Here is a 15,907-nt window from a genome sequence, read left to right as displayed (position 1 = left end):
TCGGAACGATCCGATCGGTCAGGCATTCTTTCCGGTATCGTAATGAATCGGATCGGTCGTTCCAGCTTCGGAAAAACCCTTCAGGCGCAACAGGCAGCTGTCGCAAGCCCCGCAGGATAGGCCCGCCGGCGTCGGGTCGTAGCAGGAATGGGTCAGGCTATAGTCCACCCCCAGTTCCAGCCCACGACGGACGATGGCGGCCTTGTCCAGGGTCATCAGCGGCGCATGGATGCGGAACCGGCTGCCGCCCTCCACCCCCGCCTTGGTGGCCAGATTGGCCAGTGTCTCGAAGGCCGCGATATATTCGGGCCGGCAGTCGGGATAGCCGGAGTAATCCAGGGCGTTGACGCCGATGAACAGGTCGGACGCCCCCAATGTCTCGGCCCAGGCCAGCGCGAAGGACAGGAAGACGGTGTTGCGCGCCGGCACATAGGTCACCGGGATGCCCTGCCCCAGTTCGGCCTCCAGATCGGCGGCGCTGTCATGCTTCGGCACGGCGATGGCGTCGGTCAGGGCCGAACCGCCGAAGGCGCGCAGGTCGATGTCGGCGATCACATGCCGCTCGACCCCCATCGCCGCGACCACCCGCCGGGCCGCCTCCAACTCCACCGAATGGCGTTGGCCGTAGCGGAAACTGAGCGCGTTGACCCGATAGCCCTCGGCCTTGGCGATGGCGAGCACCGTGGTCGAATCGAGCCCGCCACTGACCAGCACCACCGCATCCTTGCGCCCATCCGGACCGGCCATCGCACACCTGCCTTTCCCAAGCTGACACCTCTGCGGTCAGCTTCTGGCACATCCGGACGGATCAGGCCAGAGCGGTCGCCGGATCAGGACAGGGACGCCAGCAGTTCCTCGACGGTCATGATGCGCGACGGCGGCAGACGGAGCGTGGCCGTGCAGCCCAGGCCCGGCGCGCTGTCCAGCCGCAGCACGCCGCCATGAGCCTCGACCAGACGCCGCGCCAATGGCAGCCCCAGCCCGACACCCTCGTGATGATGCGTCGCCGCCTGATCGATCTGCGCGAAGGGCGCCAGCGCCCTGTCGATGTCCTCCGGCCGCATGCCGACGCCCTGGTCGCGCACCGACAGCTCCACCCAGCCATCCTCGGCGATCGCCGCCGCCAGGGCGACCTCCGCCCCCGGATGGCTGAACTTGATGGCGTTGGACAGCAGGTTGCCCAGCGCCTGCCCCAGGCGCCGCCAGTCGCCACGGAGCGGCGGCAGATCGCCGTCGAGCGCGACCGACACCGTCACCCCCTGGCGGGTGGCCTGGAAGCGCAGGTCGGCCACGCAGCGCTCGACGAGCGCGAACAGATCCACCACCCCCTCGGACAGCGACAGTCCCCCGGATTCGACGCGCGCCATGTCGAGAATGTCGTCGATGATCGCCAGCAGCCGCCGTCCGGCCTGACCGATCGCGTCGACACAGCTCAGCAGTTGCCCGTCGCCTGCGGCATCCCCGGCCTGGAGCTCCAGCAGCTGGGAAAAGCCGATCACCGCGTTCAGCGGGGTGCGCAGCTCATGGCTCATGACGGCGATGAAGGTAGATTTGGCGCGGTCGCCGGCCTCCGCCGCCGCCTTGGCCGCCAGCAGTTCGGCCTCGGCCCGACGCCGTTCGGTCACGTCGCGGAGGATGGCGGTGTAGAGCCGCCGCCCCTCCACCTCGCTGGCGCTGACCGACAACTCCACCGGGAAGCGGGTGCCGTCGGCACGCTCCGCCTCCGCCGCCCGGTCACGGGTGACCAGCGCCATCGTCTGGCCGGGCGCGAAGTCCAGCCGCTCTCCCCCCGCCTCCAGCAGATCGGCCAGGGGGATCAGACGGCCAAGCGGGCGCCACAGCACATCGTCGGCCACGACACCGAACATCGCCTCCGCCGCGCGGTTGAAGCTGATCAGGATACCGGCCTCGTCGATGGTCAGGATCGCCTCGGCGACGGTGTCGAGAATCCCTTCATTGCGCGCCTCCGACAGTCGCAGGGCGTTCGCGGTATGCACATATTCGCTGACATCGGTGACGGTGGCGATGAAGCCGCCCTCCTCCAGGGCGACGCGCTGGCACAGCACGCGACGCTCGGCACCCTCCCCATCGGGGTCGTGGAAACGGAAATCGGTGGAGCGCGGCGCGGAACGACCCTCTCCGGCCGGTTCGATCCGCCAATCCGCCGCGACCCGCGCCCGGTCCTCGGGATGGACGGCGTCGAGCCAGCCGGCGCCGAGCAAACGGTCGGGCGACAGCCCGGTGATGCCGGCCAGCCGGGAATTGACGAACAGCACCCGGCCACCGGCGTCGGCATGCAGAATGCCGACCGGCACCGCCTCCAACAGCGTGCGGTAGCGGGCCTTGCTGACGCGCAGCAGCTTCGCCAGGGCGATCAGGTCATCCAGGTCAGGATGACCAGGATCGGCTTGACCGGGATCGCCCTGGGCGTCGCGGGTGGCGGCCTGACGGCAATCGTCCGATGGCATGACGGCACCCCCAACCCTGCTGACGATGGCGGGACGGATGCGGTCCCACCATCCAGGGTAATCAAGGGGCGTTAATGGTTCATGTCAGGGTCGACCCCGACCCGGCGCGCCGGCTCCGGCCCCATCATTCCCGCCGCAGGGACAGGAAGGGCGTCAACGCCTCCAGCACCGCGTCGGGAGCCTCGCTCATCACCATGTGCCCGGTCTGGGGCAGGACGACCACCTGCGCCGTTTTGACGCGGGCCGCCAGCGACCGCCCGGCCTTGGCCGGCGTCATCCTGTCGAGCGCCCCCAGCAGGAACAGCGCCGGGCAGCCGAGCGCCGCCGCCGCCTCGGCCCCGCGCGCATAGGCATCGCAGGCCGCCAGATCGACCCCCAGCACTCCGGGCCGCAGCGACGCCATCAACCGGCGTCCGCCGGGAATCAGCGCCAGCCCCGGAATGGGGCAGCCGCCGCCCTGGGCACCGCCATGGCCGCGCGGACCGAACCCCCAGCCGATCACCATCTCGATGGCCGCCCCGGTGGCCGCCCCAGTGGCCGCCCCGGTGGCCGATTGCTCGCCGGCCCGGGCGGCGGCCAGCAGGTCGGGATGGACCGGCATCCGCTCCGCCACGCCCAGCAGGGCGACCGACTCGACCCGGCCGCCATGGCGGGCGGCGGCGTCCAGCGCCACCAGAGCGCCCATGGAATGACCGACCAGCGCCGCCCGCTCCAGCCCGGCGGCGTCCAGCAGGGCGACCACCCAGTCGGCCAGGGCGGCGATGCTGCCCAGCGGCTCGCCGCCGGAGCGGCCATGGCCCGGCAGATCGACCGCCAGGACCGAACGGCCATGGTGGGCCAGATAGCGGCTTTGCAGGCTCCACACGCCGTGGTCCATGCCGGCGCCATGGATCAGCACCACTGCGGGACGGGCGGGGGGACGCGCCGGATCGATCTCCCGGCCGCCGGTGTGGACGAAGACGGGGGTTCCGTTGACGGTCAGCTGCATGGCGCGGCCCTCAGCCCTTGGTGGCGGCGCGCAGCGCCTGCTTCAGGTCGTCGATCAGGTCGTCGCAATCCTCCAGCCCGATGGACAGGCGGATCATGTCCTCCCCCACCCCGGCGGCGGCGAGCGCCTCGGCATCGAGCTGGGCATGGGTGGTGCTGGCGGGATGGATCACCAGCGACTTGGCGTCGCCGACATTGGCGAGGTGCGAGAACAGGCTCAGCGACTCGATGAAGCGGCGCCCGGCCTCGCGGCCACCGCCTTGAGCGCCGGGCCGGATGCCGAAGGAGATGATGGAGCCGGCCCCCTGCGGCAGCAGCCGGGCGGCCAGCGCATGGTCGGGATGATCCACCAGTTCCGGATAGGAGACCCAGGCGACGGCCCCCTTCTCGGCATACAGCTCCCCTTCCAGGAAGCCGACGATCTTGCGGGTGTTGTGGATGTGCCCCTTCATCCGCAGCGGCAGGGTTTCCACCCCCTGAAGGATCTGGAAGGCGTTCATCGGGCTCATGCAGGCGCCGAAATCGCGCAGCCCCTCGGCGCGGGCGCGGGCGATGAAGGCGGCGGGGCCGTATTCCTCGGCGAAATCGATGCCGTGATAGCCGGCATAGGGCTCGGTCAGGGTCGGGAAGCCGCCGGACGCCTCCCAGTCGAAACGGCCGCCGTCGATCACCACGCCGCCGATGACGGTGCCGTGCCCGCCCAGCCACTTGGTGCAGGAATGCATGACCAGATCGGCGCCATGCTCGAAGGGCCGGCAGAGATAGGGGGTGGTGAAGGTCGAGTCGATCAGCAGGGGAATGCCGGCCTCATGCGCGATCGCCGCGACCTTCGGCAGGTCCAGCACCTCCAGCCCCGGATTGCCCAGCACCTCGCCGAAGACCAGCCGGGTCTCCGGGCGGATCGCCGCGCGGATGCCATCGAAGTCGCGTGGATGGACGAAGCTGGTGGTGATGCCGAATCGCGGCAGCGTATAGGCCAGCAGGTTACGGCTGCCGCCATAGATCGAGGAGGAGGCGACGATATGCCCGCCCGCCCCCATCAGCGTCATGATCGCCAGCGTCAGCGCCGCCTGGCCGCTGGCGGTGCAGACCGCGCCCACGCCACCCTCCAGGGTCGCCAGCCGCTCCTCCAGCACCGCGACAGTGGGGTTGGAGATGCGCGAATAGATGTGGCCCGGCCGCTCCAGATTGAACAGCGCCGCCGCCTGGTCGACGTCGTCGAAGACATAGGAGGAGGTCAGATGGATCGGGACCGCCCGCGCCCCGGTCGCCGGATCGGGCCTTTGACCCGCATGAAGGCTCTGCGTGTCGAACTTCAGGAACTTGGCGCCCGCCATGCCCCCCTCCCCTTGATGTTGAAAAAGGGCCGCCCATGGTGGAACGGCCCTTTCCCCGCTTTTCAGCTTTTTATTTGCCAGCCCTGTTCAACCCGCGTTCCAGCGGTATCGACGGTGGGCAAGCCTATGGACACCTCACGCGCGCGTCAAGGCGGTTGGATCGGCCGACGCGAAGACGAACGGCCAAAATCGCGCGAATGAGAACAAGTTGCAGCAAGCCGAGGGAAGGACTAAAAGGCGGGGATGGCGCGGCCCGAAAGGCCAGCCCGCCCGCAAAAGAGGTTGGAATGAAGATCTCCCGCTCCCGGTTCATCCGCTCGCTCTCCCTCGCCACGGCGCTCGCCGCCCTGCCGGTCGCGGCCCTCACCGGGTCGGCTTCCGCCCAGACGGCACCCAGCGCCGAGGGAATCACGGTCTACAACGCCCAGCACGCCAGCCTGGCCAAGGAATGGGTGGAGCGCTTCAGCCGCGAGACCGGCATCAAGGTGACCGTGCGCAACGGCAGCGACATGGAGCTGGGGAACCAGATCGTGCAGGAGGGCGCCGCCTCCCCCGCCGACGTGTTCCTGACCGAGAATTCGCCGGCGATGGCGCTGGTCGACAATGCCGGGCTGTTCGCGCCGCTCGGCGCCGAGACGCTGGCCTCGGTGCCGGAGAATTTCCGCCCGGCCAACGGCCATTGGGTCGGCATCGCCGCCCGTTCCACCGTCTTCGCCTACAACACCGGCAAGCTGACCCGGGACAAGCTGCCGAAGTCGCTGCTCGACCTCGCCACCCCCGAATGGAAGGGCCGCTGGGCCGCCTCGCCGGCCGGGGCCGACTTCCAGGCCATCGTCGGCGCGCTCCTCCAACTGAAGGGCGAGACGGCCACCGCCTCCTGGCTGAAGGCGATGAAGGAGAACGCCAAGCCCTATCGCGGCAACAGCGTCGCCATGAAGGCGGTGAATGCCGGCGAGATCGAAGGGGCGGTGATCTACCATTACTATTACGTCGGCGATCAGGCCCGCACCGGCGGCGAGAACAGCAAGAACGTCGCCCTGCATTATTTCCGCAACGGCGATCCCGGCGCCTTCGTCAGCATCTCCGGCGCCGGCGTCCTGGCCTCCAGCAAGAACAAGCGCGAGGCCGAGGCCTTCGTGAGGTTCCTGACCGGCAAGGGCGGGCAGGAAGTGCTGCGCGACGGCGATTCCTACGAATATGCCGTGGCCAGCGGCGTCGCCTCCAATGCCAGGCTGGAACCGCTCGACAAGCTCCAGGCCCCGAAGGTCAAGCCGGAGGCGCTCAACAATAAGGCTGTCACCGACTTGATGACCGCGGCCGGCCTGCTGTAATCCCTACTGCCGTCGCCCGTGGCATCGGGCCGCGGGCGACGGCAGTCCAGCCCCGTCCACCCGGACGGGGCCGGTTCCGGAGTCCGCCGCCATCGCTTTTCCCCCACAACAATCGCCATCCCCGCCGCTCCGCAAGCGGACCGCGTTCCGGGCCGCCGCACCGCTGGTCACGGCACGGGGAACCGGCCGCCCGTCGCCGCCCGTCCTCGCCGTCACCGCGCTGGTCGCGGCGCTGGCCCTCATGCCGCTCGCCTTCGTGCTGTGGATCACCATCCAGACCGGATGGGACACGGTGGTGGCACTGGTCTTCCGCCGCCGGGTCGGCGAATTGCTGGTCAACACGCTGCTGCTGGTCCTGCTGACCCTGCCGCTGTCGGTGGTGGTGGCGGTGACGCTGGCCTGGCTGACCGAGCGGTCCGACCTGCCCGGACGGCGCTTCTGGGCCTGGCTGGCGGTGGCGCCGCTGGCGGTCCCCGCCTTCGTCCACAGCTATGCCTGGGTCACCGTCGCCCCCGGCCTGCATGGTCTGGCCGCCGCCGTCCTGGTCTCGGTCCTGGCCTATTCCCCCTTCCTCTATCTGCCGGTGGCGGCGCAGCTGCGCCGGCTCGACCCGACGATGGAGGATGTCGCCGCCTCGCTCGGCCATGGTCCCTGGCGGGTGTTCCTGACGGTGGTCCTGCCGCAGCTGCGGCTGGCGGTCTGCGGCGGCTGCCTGCTGATCGGGCTGCATCTGCTGGCCGAATACGGCCTCTATGTGATGATCCAGTTCGACACCTTCACCACGGCGATCGTCGACCAGTTCCAGTCGGCCTACAACGGACCGGCGGCGAACATGCTGGCCGGCGTGCTGGTGCTGCTCTGCCTGGGGCTGATGGGCGGCGAGCTGCTGCTGCGCGGCCGGGAGCGCTATGCCCGCGTCGGCAGCGGCGCCGCGCGGCGGGCCGCCCCGGCGAGACTCGGCCGCGCCGCCCTGCCCTGCCTGCTGATCCCGCTGCTGTTCGCGGCGCTGGCGCTGGGCGTGCCGATGCTGACGCTCGGCCGCTGGCTCGCCATCGGCGGCGCCCGCATCTGGCAGGGAGCCGACATCGGCGGCGCCATCCTGCAAACGATGGCGCTGGCGCTGGCCGGGGCGCTGCTGACCACGCTGGCCGCGGCACCGATGGCCTGGCTGTCGGTGCGCGCCCCCGGCCGGTTGCAGCGGGTGCTGGAGGCCTGCCATTATTATGTCGGCTCGCTGCCCGGCGTGGTGGTGGCGCTGGCGCTGGTGACGATCACCGTGCGGGTCGCCCTGCCGCTCTACCAGACCGTCGGCACCGTGCTGCTGGCCTATCTGCTGCTGTTCCTGCCGCGCGCCCTGGTCGGGCTGCGCGCCAGCATCGCCCAGGCACCGGTCGAACTGGAGCGCGCCGCCATGGCGCTGGGCCGGACGCCGTTGCAGGCGGTGCGCCAGATCACCTTCCGGCTCGCCGCCCCCGGTGCCGCCGCCAGCATGGCGATGGTGGCGCTCGGCATCACCAACGAGCTGACGGCGACGCTGATGCTGGCGCCCAGCGGCACGCGCACGCTCGCCACCGAATTCTGGGCGATGACCAGCGAGATCGACTATGCCGGCGCCGCCCCTTATGCGGTGATGATGGTCGCCGCCTCCCTGCCGATGACGATCCTTCTCCACCTCCAATCGAAGCGGGCCGCCGGACGATGAGTTTTCTTCAGGTTCAGGGACTGGCGAAGCGTTATGGCGACGCGGTGGCGCTGGAGGATGTCGAGCTGACGGTGCCCGTCGGCAGCCGGACCGCCATCGTCGGCCGCTCCGGATCGGGCAAGACCACGCTGCTGCGCATCGTCGCCGGCTTCGAGACCGCCGACGGCGGCCGGATCGTGCTGGACGGGCGCCCGCTGGTCGATGGCGCCGAGATGGTGCCGGCCCATCGCCGGGGCATCGGCTATGTGCCGCAGGACGGCGCCCTGTTCCCGCATCTGAGCATCGCCGACAACATCGGCTTCGGCCTGGACCGCAGCGATGCGAACCGCCGCAGCCGGATCCTGGAACTGCTGGAGGCGGTGGAACTCGGCCCGCAGATGCTGGAGCGCCGGCCGCACGAGCTGTCCGGCGGCCAGCAGCAGCGCGTCGCACTGGCCCGCGCGCTGGCCCGCAAGCCGGCGCTGATGCTGCTGGACGAGCCCTTCTCCGCCCTCGACACCGGCCTGCGCGACTCGCTGCGCCGCACCGTCGCCCGCGTGCTGTGCGAAGCCGGCATCGCCACCATCCTCGTCACCCACGACCAGGCCGAGGCCCTGTCCTTCGCCGATCAGGTGGCGGTGATGCGCGAAGGCCGCCTGACCCAGGTCGGCCCGCCCCAGGAGCTGTACCGCCGGCCGCGCGACCGCGAGACCGCGACCTTCCTTGGCGACGCCATCATCCTGCCGGCGGAGCTGGAGAATGGCTGGGCGCTGTGCAGCCTCGGGCGGCTGGCGGTTTCCGCCGGTCCCCGGCGCGGTGCCGCCGAGATCATGCTGCGCCCGGAACAGCTCCGGCTGGTGGTGGAGGACCATGAGCTTCCCGCCAATGGCGCCGGCGGGCCCGGCGGAGGCTGGGGACGCGTCATCGACGTCGAGTTCGGCGGCTCGGTCTGCAAGGTCGCGGTCTCGCTGGGAAATGCGCCGGGCCATCGCGGCCCGCTGCTGCTGCGCCATTCCAGCATGGAGCTGCCACGGATCGGCAGCCGCGTGCGCATCCATGTCCAGGGCGAGGCCCATCTGTTCGACACGCCGTTGAGCTGACCGCCAATCCGCCGATGGTCAGCGCCAATGGTCAGCGCACGCCGACCATCGTCTCCCCGGCCAGCCAGTCCACCACCCGGCGCAGGGCCTCCTCCTCGCCGGCGCCGTCGGCGAGCGCCTGCCGGTGGATGGCGATCTGCCGATGAGCGCTGGTGCCGCGCGCCAGGATCTCGCGCGCCCGCTCGACCTCGACGGCGCAGCCGAAATGCGCGGCATCCTCGCGGGTCAGCTCGATGATCTCATCCAGCAGGTCGGCGTAGGGCACGATGCGCCCCTGCCCGAAATCGACCAGCCCGCTGTCCAGCCCATAGCGCTGGGCCCGCCAGCGGTTCTCCTCGATCAGCAAATTCTTGTAGGGACGCCACGTCACATTGCGCAGCTTCAGCCGCCACAACATGCGCAGCAGGCAGCGATAGAGGGCGGCCACCGTCACCGCATCGTCCAGACGGGTACAGATGTCGGTGATGCGCATCTCCAGCGTCGGGAAGCGCGAGGAGGGACGGATGTCCCACCACAGCTTGCTGGCATCCTCGATCACCCCGGCATTGACCAGCACCGCGACATGGCTCTGGTATTCGCCGAAGCTCTGGAAGCCGGCGGGCATGCCGGTGCGCGGCAGCTCGTGCCAGACGCTGAGGCGGTAGGAACGGCGTTCCATGTCGCGTCCGCGCCAGAAGGGCGAGGAGGTCGACAGCGCCAGCAGATGCGGCAGGAAATAGCGGACCTGATTCATCAGGTCGATGCGCAGGTCGTCATCCTCGATCCCGACATGGACATGCATGCCGCAGATCATCAGCCGGCGGGCCGGCGCGCCGAGATCGCGGGCCAGCATGTTGTAGCGGTCGCGGTTGGTGTGCTTCTGCGGCTCCCACGCCGCGAAGGGATGGGTGGAGGCGGCGATCGGTGCCAGCCCATAGCGGTCGGCCACCCCGGCCACGGTGGCGCGCAGCGACGCCAGTTCGGCCCGCGCCTCCTGGAGGGTCCCGCAGACCGGCGTCCCCACCTCGATCTGGCAGCGCAGGAATTCCGGATGGATGCGGCCGGGCGCCTGATCCTGGCAGGCTTCCAGCATCTCGTCCGGCGGGCTGGGCACGATGTCGCGCGTGCCACGGTCGACCAGCAGATATTCCTCTTCCAGGCCGAGGGTGAAGGACGGTTCGGTCACGGCGCTTCCTTCAGCAGGTTCGGGGGCGCGCGTTCAGGCCGGCGCCCGGGGATGATGGTCGATCACCGCCAGCGACGGCAGGGACAGCAGCGGCTCCAGCGCGTCGCCGATCACCCCTGCCCACAGATCGGCCCCCTCCGGCGTCGCGATCAAATCCTGGCGCACCTCCAGCAAAGCATTCGGGTAGCCTGCGGGGGTGGCGTGGGTCTCCACCGTGCCGCCCAGCGTGCCGCGGCCGGAATAGGGCTGGTTGTCGCCGACGCACCAGCGGCCGTCCGCCTTCAGCGCCGCCATCAGCGGCACCGGCAGGCGCGGGTCATTGTCCCAGAGAACGCCGATGTGCCAGGGCCGCGCCACCCCGCGCATCGCCGGGGTGAAGCTGTGGACCGACAACAGAATCGGCACCCGCCCACCCGCGCGGATCGCCGCCACCGCCGCCGCCACCGCGGCGTGGTAGGGCTTGAACAGCGCCTCCACCCGCCGCGTCTGGGCCTCGGCGTCGAGCGCGCGGTTGCCGGGGATCACCACGTCGTCGCTGACCACCGGGATGGCGGTGGGATCCTCCAGCGCCCGATTCGGGTCGATCACCAGCCGAGAGAAGCCGGACAGCACCGCGGTGCAGCCGAATCGGGCCGCCAGCCGGCGTGTCACCTCGGCGGCACCGATGTCGTAGGCGATGTGGCGGCAAAGCTGCTCCTCGGGAAGCCCGAGGTCGCCGAGGCTCCTGGGAATCGCGCGGGAGGCGTGATCGCAGACCAGCAGCAGGGGGCCGCCGGCATCGGGATTCAGCGTGGTCGCCGGCGGCGGATCGCCGGGGCCGAGCAAGGGGGTTGCCGCGCGCGGCGCCGGTGCGGGAGCGGTGACGGGCTGGCGGTGTTCGGACGGTGAGGAAGCCATGATGCACACTAACGAAGCAAGGCGCGCGGCGGAAGCACGGCCGAAGGTGGTAGCACGAACGGCAAAATGTTACCCTGACGGCCTTTCCCGCGCGAACCCACCCGGAAGACCCACCGCATGCTCCGCCTGCTCACCCTCTGTCTGGCCGTGATGGCTCTGCTCAGCGCCTGCGGCCCCATCTACGAGACGCAATACAGCCTGATCCCGCCGACATCGGCCGAAGGCCGGCTGTGCGTCAACCAGTGCCAGCAGAACCGCAACTACTGCCGGCAGAATTGCGGCATGTCGCAGCAGGCCTGCGTCAACGAGGCGCGGTCCCGCGCGCTCTACGAGTATCAGGCCTATGTGAACCGCCAGCAGGCGGAAAAGAAGCCGATCAAGAAATCGGTCGGCGATTTCGACAGCTCCTATTCCTGCGGCAACAGCAGCTGCGAGGCGCGCTGCGACGCCGATTACCGCGACTGCTTCGGCGGAAGCTGCGGCGGACAGGTGATCGCCAAGACGGTCTGCACCGCCTTCTGCGACCAGGAGAAGCCGGCCGCCAGCCCGGCCCCGGCGCTGAGCCCGATCCCGCCCGGCGGCGTCCCCAGCCCCGGCCAGGCCCCGCGGATGCAGGCTCCGGCCGGTACCGGCGGCGACTATCCCGCCGGGGCTTCGCTGTGCCAGCCCGGCATGCGGGTGCAGGTGGAATCGGAGGGCGACTGGTTCCCCGCCACCGTGAAGGACCAGCCGCGCGCCGATGGCCGCTGCCCGATCCATTACGACGATTACGGTGCGGAGGACGACGAGGCGGTGTCGCTGCGCCGCATCCGTCCGCGCTGAGACGCCGATTGCCCGACAGCCTCCGGGGAGAACCCGGAGGCGCGCGGCAGCCATGAGGCGCACCCCGCTGGCCCGTCCTCCGGACCACGGCTATAAGGGGGCATGTCAGATGCCAGCTCTTTTTCCGTCGATCATGCGCAGCGGACGCAACGGCTTGCCCTGATCGCCCTGCTGCTCGGCGCCCTGGGCATCGCCTTCGCCCCGATCTTCGTCCGCCTGTCCGATGTCGGGCCGGCCGCCATCGGATTCTGGCGCACCGCCCTGGCGACGCCGCTTCTGGCCCTGTGGATGGCCAGCGAATCCCGGAGCGGGAGCGGACGCGCCAGCCGCCGCCCCTCCGGCCTCGCCGACTATGGCCGGCTGTCGCTGGCCGGGCTGTTCTTCGCCGGCGATCTCGCGATCTGGCACACGTCGATCCGCTATACCTCGGTCGCGAATTCCACGCTGCTGGCCAATTTCGCGCCATTGTTCGTCGCCCCGGCCGCCTGGTTCCTGTTCAAGGAGCGGATCACCGGCCGCTTCGTCCTAGGCATGCTGCTGGCGCTGGCCGGCGCCGTCGTGCTGATGGGACAGAGCTTGCGACTGAGCGCCGACCATCTGTTCGGCGACGCGCTGGGGCTGCTGACCGCCATCTTCTATGCCGGCTACATCCTGTCGGTCGGCCATCTGCGCGGCGAATTCTCCACCGCCACCATCATGACCTGGAGCGGCGCCATCACCGCCGCGGTTCTGCTGCCGCTCAGCCTTCATGACGGCGAGGCGATGCTGCCGGCGGGCCCCTCCGGCTGGGCGGCGCTGGTTGGGCTGGCCCTGTTCAGCCATGCCGGTGGCCAAAGCCTGATCGCCTACGCGCTGGCCCATCTGCCGGCCTCCTTCTCGTCGGTCAGCCTGCTGATGCAGCCGGCCGCCGCCGCGATCCTCGCCTGGATCCTGTTGAACGAACCGCTGGGTCGGTGGCAGGCGGTCGGCGCCGCGGTGATCCTGGGCGGCATCCTGATCGCCCGCCGGGCCAGCCGCTGAGGCGTGGGAACGCCAGGGCGCCACCCATGTTTTTCCGTCCGGTGGGCAAGGCGCTCCAAGGGGCCTGTCAGCCATTGACCGCACCCGCGGGGACCGCTACCGGTATGACCAACCGCTGAAGAACAGCTTTCCGACCAAAGGGGAACCACCCGTGTCCGGCACCGACGACAGCGCTCACGTCCCCTCCTCCTCGCAGCGCATTTCGGAGTGGGTGGCCCAACAGCTTCTCGACCGCATCGCGCGGGGCGAGCTGGTGCCGGGGGAGCGTCTGCCGGGCGAACGACAGCTCGCCGAACAGCTGCATGTCAGCCGGGTGTCCGTCCGCGCCGCCCTGCAGAAGCTGAAGACCCAGGGCTTCCTGACCGCCGTCCAGGGCGGCGGCACCCGCGTGGTGTCGTCGGCCGGCGTGATGGACGGCGCCCTGACCGCCATGGTGCGCAGCACCCACCAGAACCTGTGCGACCTCGTCGAAATCCGCATGGCGCTGGAAAGCTGGGCCGCCCGCCGCGCCGCCGAGCGGGCGACGCCCGAGCAGGTCGACACGATCAGCCGCATCCTGGCGGCGATGAGCGAGACCGACCGCGATGGCGGGCGGGCCGCCGACGACATGGATTTCCATGTCGCCCTCGCCCAGGCATCCGGCAGCCCGGTCTATCTGCACCTGCTGTCGACCATCCGCGACATCCTCGGCAACATGGTCGAGATGAAGCACACCGAGCCCTATATGGAGAACCACGAGGCGCTGATGATCGAGCATCATCGCGCCATCCATCAGGCCATCGCCCGGCGCGATCCGGATGCCGCCGCCAATGCGGTCACCGCCCATCTCGGCTGGGTCCTGGCCCGCTACCGTACCATGTCCGATCATCCGGGGCCCGATCATCCGGGAGCCGATCATCCGCCCGGCGCCATCGGCAGCCCGTCCTCCCCCTCCGCCCGCTGACGCGGGTTCCTGCCCGTCCTAGAAAAAAAGGGCCGCCGCCTCAGTCCCGAGGCAGCGGCCCTTTTCATATCGGAACCGAAACAGCCCTCAGTTTACGAGGATCGTTTCGATCTGTCTGGTAACCTCGTCGATGTCGGCCATGCCATCCACCGCCTTCAACACGCCCCGGCCCTGGTAATAGGGCAGGATGGGAGCGGTCTGCTGATGGTACTGGGCGAGACGGGTGGTCACCGTCTCCGCGTTGTCGTCGGCGCGCCGCTTGAACTCGGTGCTGCCGCAGGCATCGCAGACACCCTCGACCTTCGGCTTCTCGAAGCTGTCGTGATAGCCCTTGCCGCATTTGGCGCAGGTGTAGCGGCCGGTGATGCGCTCCACCAGAACGTCATCGACCACCCGCATCTCGATCACATGGTCGAGCTTCAGGCCCTTCTCGTCCAGCATCTTGTCCAGCGCCTCGGCCTGGGCCACGGTGCGCGGAAAGCCGTCGAGGATGAAGCCGTTCTTGACGTCCGGCTTGGAAATGCGTTCGGCGATCATGCTGACCATCAGCTCGTCCGGCATCAGCTTGCCGGCGGCCATGATCTCCTTCGCCTGCTGCCCGAGCGGTCCGCCTTCCGCCACCATGGCGCGGAGCATGTCGCCCGTGGACAACTGCACCAGACCACGCGTGTCTTCCAGACGGCGCGCCTGGGTCCCCTTCCCGGCGCCCGGCGGACCGAGCAGTATGAGGTTCATTACCTTCTCCCCCGAAGCTTCGATTTCTTGATCAATCCCTCATACTGGTGGGCCAGCAGATGGGAATGAATCTGCGCGACCGTGTCCATCGTGACGGTGACCACGATCAGCAGGCTGGTGCCGCCAAAATAAAACGGAACCGATTGCTGGGATATCAGGATTTCAGGGAGGAGACAAACCGCCACAAGGTAGGCGGAGCCGATGACCGTCAACCGCGTCAGCACATAGTCGATGTGGTCGGCGGTGTTCTTGCCCGGACGGATGCCGGGGATGAACCCACCATACTTGCGCAGGTTGTCGGCGGTCTCCGTCGGGTTGAAGACGATGGCGGTGTAGAAGAAACAGAAGAAGACGATCAGCGAGGCATAGAGCAGCATGTAGAGCGGCGTGCCGTGCGCGACGTAGCGCGACACCGCCTGTAGCCACTCCGGCCCCTCGCCACCGGCGAAGCCGACCGCGGTCAGCGGCAGCAGCAGCAGCGACGAGGCGAAGATCGGCGGAATGACGCCGGCCGTGTTCATCTTCAGCGGGAGGTGCGACGCTTCGCCGCCGAACACCCGGTTGCCGACCTGGCGCTTGGGATATTGCACCAACAGGCGGCGCTGGGCGCGCTCCATGAAGACGATGAAGAACACCACGCCAACCGCCATCACCAGCATCAGGACGATGAAGAGGGTGGACAGCGCGCCCTGGCGCCCGAGTTCCAGCGTGTTGACCAGCGCGCGCGGCAGTTCCGCGACGATGCCGGCGAAGATGATCAGCGAGGTGCCGTTGCCGATGCCCCGCGCGGTGATCTGCTCGCCCAGCCACATCAGGAACATGGTGCCGCCGACCAGGGTGATCACCGTGGCGATGCGGAAGAACAGGCCGGGATCGACGACCGCCGCCCCGGTGGAGCCGCGCATCGACTCCAGACCGACCGCGAGGCCATAGGCCTGCACCGTGGCGAGCGCCACCGTGCCGAAACGGGTGTACTGGTTCAGCTTCTTGCGCCCGGCCTCGCCTTCCTTCTTCATGGCCTCCATCTGCGGCGACACGGCGGTCAGCAACTGCACGATGATGGACGCCGAGATGTACGGCATGATGTTGAGCGCGAAGATGGTCATGCGGTGCAGCGCACCACCGGCCAGCATGTCGAACATGCCGAGGATGCCGCTGCCCTGCTGCTTGAACACGTCCTGCAGGATATGCGGATCGATGCCCGGAATCGGGATGTAAGTGCCCAGCCGATAGACGATCAGGGCCGCCAAGGTGAACCAAATCCGCTTTTTCAGCTCGGTCGCCTTGGAGAAAGCCCCGAAATTGATGTTGGCGGCAAGCTGCTCGGCCGCTGATGCCATGGTCCAATCCCTGTCCCGTAAGCGCGAACGGGGCGGCACTGCATGACGCAGGCCGCCCCTCGCGACTTCGCTTTTTGTAGT

General features: G+C 69.2%; 14 protein-coding genes. 6 read left to right on the top strand and 8 right to left on the bottom strand.

All coding sequences use genetic code 11. From position 1 onward, the window contains the following. Window positions 1-18: 18 nt before the first annotated feature. From queC to AZL_RS03220, 4 genes are all read right to left on the bottom strand, one after another. Window positions 19-747, bottom strand: a complete 729-nt coding sequence (gene queC / locus AZL_RS03235) for a 7-cyano-7-deazaguanine synthase QueC (protein WP_012973238.1) — start codon at window positions 745-747, stop codon at window positions 19-21. An 83-nt stretch (window positions 748-830) separates the two neighbouring features. Next, window positions 831-2,468 (bottom strand): PAS domain-containing sensor histidine kinase, encoded by a 1,638-nt coding sequence (locus AZL_RS03230; RefSeq protein WP_012973237.1) that lies wholly within the window; start codon window positions 2,466-2,468, stop codon window positions 831-833. A 124-nt stretch (window positions 2,469-2,592) separates the two neighbouring features. After that, window positions 2,593-3,456 carry an alpha/beta fold hydrolase gene (locus tag AZL_RS03225; RefSeq protein ID WP_012973236.1) on the bottom strand — a complete coding sequence of 288 codons (864 nt, stop codon included), beginning with the start codon at window positions 3,454-3,456 and terminating at the stop codon, window positions 2,593-2,595. A 10-nt stretch (window positions 3,457-3,466) separates the two neighbouring features. Continuing rightward, a complete protein-coding gene (locus AZL_RS03220) occupies window positions 3,467-4,792 on the bottom strand; it encodes an O-acetylhomoserine aminocarboxypropyltransferase (protein ID WP_012973235.1) in 1,326 nt (441 codons plus the stop codon). 287 nt (window positions 4,793-5,079) lie between these two features. Here AZL_RS03220 and AZL_RS03215 point away from each other — a divergent pair, with 287 nt between their 5' ends. The 3 genes from AZL_RS03215 (at window position 5,080) to AZL_RS03205 (ending at window position 8,904) form a co-directional block, all read left to right on the top strand. Further along, window positions 5,080-6,123, top strand: coding sequence for an iron ABC transporter substrate-binding protein (locus AZL_RS03215; protein WP_012973234.1), 1,044 nt, complete (start codon window positions 5,080-5,082; stop codon window positions 6,121-6,123). A 241-nt stretch (window positions 6,124-6,364) separates the two neighbouring features. After that, entirely contained in the window at window positions 6,365-7,825 is a 1,461-nt protein-coding gene (locus AZL_RS03210; protein WP_012973233.1) for an ABC transporter permease, read from the top strand. Beyond that, on the top strand, window positions 7,822-8,904 hold the full coding sequence (locus AZL_RS03205; RefSeq protein WP_012973232.1) for an ABC transporter ATP-binding protein: 1,083 nt from the start codon (window positions 7,822-7,824) through the stop codon (window positions 8,902-8,904). Before AZL_RS03210 ends, AZL_RS03205 begins: the two co-directional genes overlap by 4 nt. Before the next feature lie 31 nt (window positions 8,905-8,935). Here the strand turns inward: AZL_RS03205 and AZL_RS03200 are convergent, their stop codons facing one another. Both AZL_RS03200 and AZL_RS03195 read right to left on the bottom strand, forming a co-directional pair. Then, window positions 8,936-10,069 carry a carboxylate-amine ligase gene (locus AZL_RS03200; RefSeq protein ID WP_012973231.1) on the bottom strand — a complete coding sequence of 378 codons (1,134 nt, stop codon included), beginning with the start codon at window positions 10,067-10,069 and terminating at the stop codon, window positions 8,936-8,938. A 33-nt stretch (window positions 10,070-10,102) separates the two neighbouring features. Further along, complete coding sequence (locus AZL_RS03195) at window positions 10,103-10,966, bottom strand: N-formylglutamate amidohydrolase (RefSeq protein ID WP_052293615.1); 864 nt, start codon at window positions 10,964-10,966, stop codon at window positions 10,103-10,105. A gap of 117 nt (window positions 10,967-11,083) precedes the next feature. Between AZL_RS03195 and AZL_RS03190 the strand changes: the two genes are divergently transcribed. From AZL_RS03190 to AZL_RS03180, 3 genes are all read left to right on the top strand, one after another. Then, window positions 11,084-11,788, top strand: a complete 705-nt coding sequence (locus AZL_RS03190) for a hypothetical protein (RefSeq protein WP_012973229.1) — start codon at window positions 11,084-11,086, stop codon at window positions 11,786-11,788. 102 nt (window positions 11,789-11,890) lie between these two features. After that, entirely contained in the window at window positions 11,891-12,808 is a 918-nt protein-coding gene (locus tag AZL_RS03185) for a DMT family transporter (protein ID WP_012973228.1), read from the top strand. 151 nt (window positions 12,809-12,959) lie between these two features. Then, the gene (locus tag AZL_RS03180) at window positions 12,960-13,751 is read left to right on the top strand and encodes a FadR/GntR family transcriptional regulator (protein ID WP_012973227.1); all 792 of its coding nucleotides are present in this window, start codon (window positions 12,960-12,962) and stop codon (window positions 13,749-13,751) included. An 87-nt stretch (window positions 13,752-13,838) separates the two neighbouring features. On the opposite strand, the gene AZL_RS03175 is transcribed toward AZL_RS03180, so the two are convergent. Beyond that, window positions 13,839-14,486: an adenylate kinase gene (locus tag AZL_RS03175; RefSeq protein ID WP_012973226.1), complete on the bottom strand. Its 648-nt coding sequence runs from the start codon at window positions 14,484-14,486 to the stop codon at window positions 13,839-13,841. Beyond that, entirely contained in the window at window positions 14,486-15,826 is a 1,341-nt protein-coding gene (secY, locus tag AZL_RS03170; RefSeq protein ID WP_012973225.1) for a preprotein translocase subunit SecY, read from the bottom strand. Before secY ends, AZL_RS03175 begins: the two co-directional genes overlap by 1 nt. Window positions 15,827-15,907: the final 81 nt, after the last annotated feature.

Source organism: Azospirillum sp. B510, assembly GCF_000010725.1.
Classification (GTDB): Bacteria; Pseudomonadota; Alphaproteobacteria; order Azospirillales; family Azospirillaceae; genus Azospirillum; species Azospirillum lipoferum_B.
Note: the sequence above shows the minus strand (reverse complement) of the source record. Positions and strands in the feature narration are given on the sequence as shown.

Bases quoted from the DNA above. Each gene is read 5' to 3' on its own strand.
- queC (WP_012973238.1), bottom strand. From the start codon at position 747: ATGGCCGGTCCGGATGGGCGCAAGGATGCGGTGGTGCTGGTCAGTGGC.
- AZL_RS03230 (WP_012973237.1), bottom strand. From the start codon at position 2,468: ATGCCATCGGACGATTGCCGTCAGGCCGCCACCCGCGACGCCCAGGGC.
- AZL_RS03225 (WP_012973236.1), bottom strand. From the start codon at position 3,456: ATGCAGCTGACCGTCAACGGAACCCCCGTCTTCGTCCACACCGGCGGC.
- AZL_RS03220 (WP_012973235.1), bottom strand. From the start codon at position 4,792: ATGGCGGGCGCCAAGTTCCTGAAGTTCGACACGCAGAGCCTTCATGCG.
- AZL_RS03215 (WP_012973234.1), top strand. From the start codon at position 5,080: ATGAAGATCTCCCGCTCCCGGTTCATCCGCTCGCTCTCCCTCGCCACG.
- AZL_RS03210 (WP_012973233.1), top strand. From the start codon at position 6,365: ATGCCGCTCGCCTTCGTGCTGTGGATCACCATCCAGACCGGATGGGAC.
- AZL_RS03205 (WP_012973232.1), top strand. From the start codon at position 7,822: ATGAGTTTTCTTCAGGTTCAGGGACTGGCGAAGCGTTATGGCGACGCG.
- AZL_RS03195 (WP_052293615.1), bottom strand. From the start codon at position 10,966: ATGGCTTCCTCACCGTCCGAACACCGCCAGCCCGTCACCGCTCCCGCA.
- AZL_RS03190 (WP_012973229.1), top strand. From the start codon at position 11,084: ATGCTCCGCCTGCTCACCCTCTGTCTGGCCGTGATGGCTCTGCTCAGC.
- AZL_RS03185 (WP_012973228.1), top strand. From the start codon at position 11,891: ATGTCAGATGCCAGCTCTTTTTCCGTCGATCATGCGCAGCGGACGCAA.
- AZL_RS03175 (WP_012973226.1), bottom strand. From the start codon at position 14,486: ATGAACCTCATACTGCTCGGTCCGCCGGGCGCCGGGAAGGGGACCCAG.
- secY (WP_012973225.1), bottom strand. From the start codon at position 15,826: ATGGCATCAGCGGCCGAGCAGCTTGCCGCCAACATCAATTTCGGGGCT.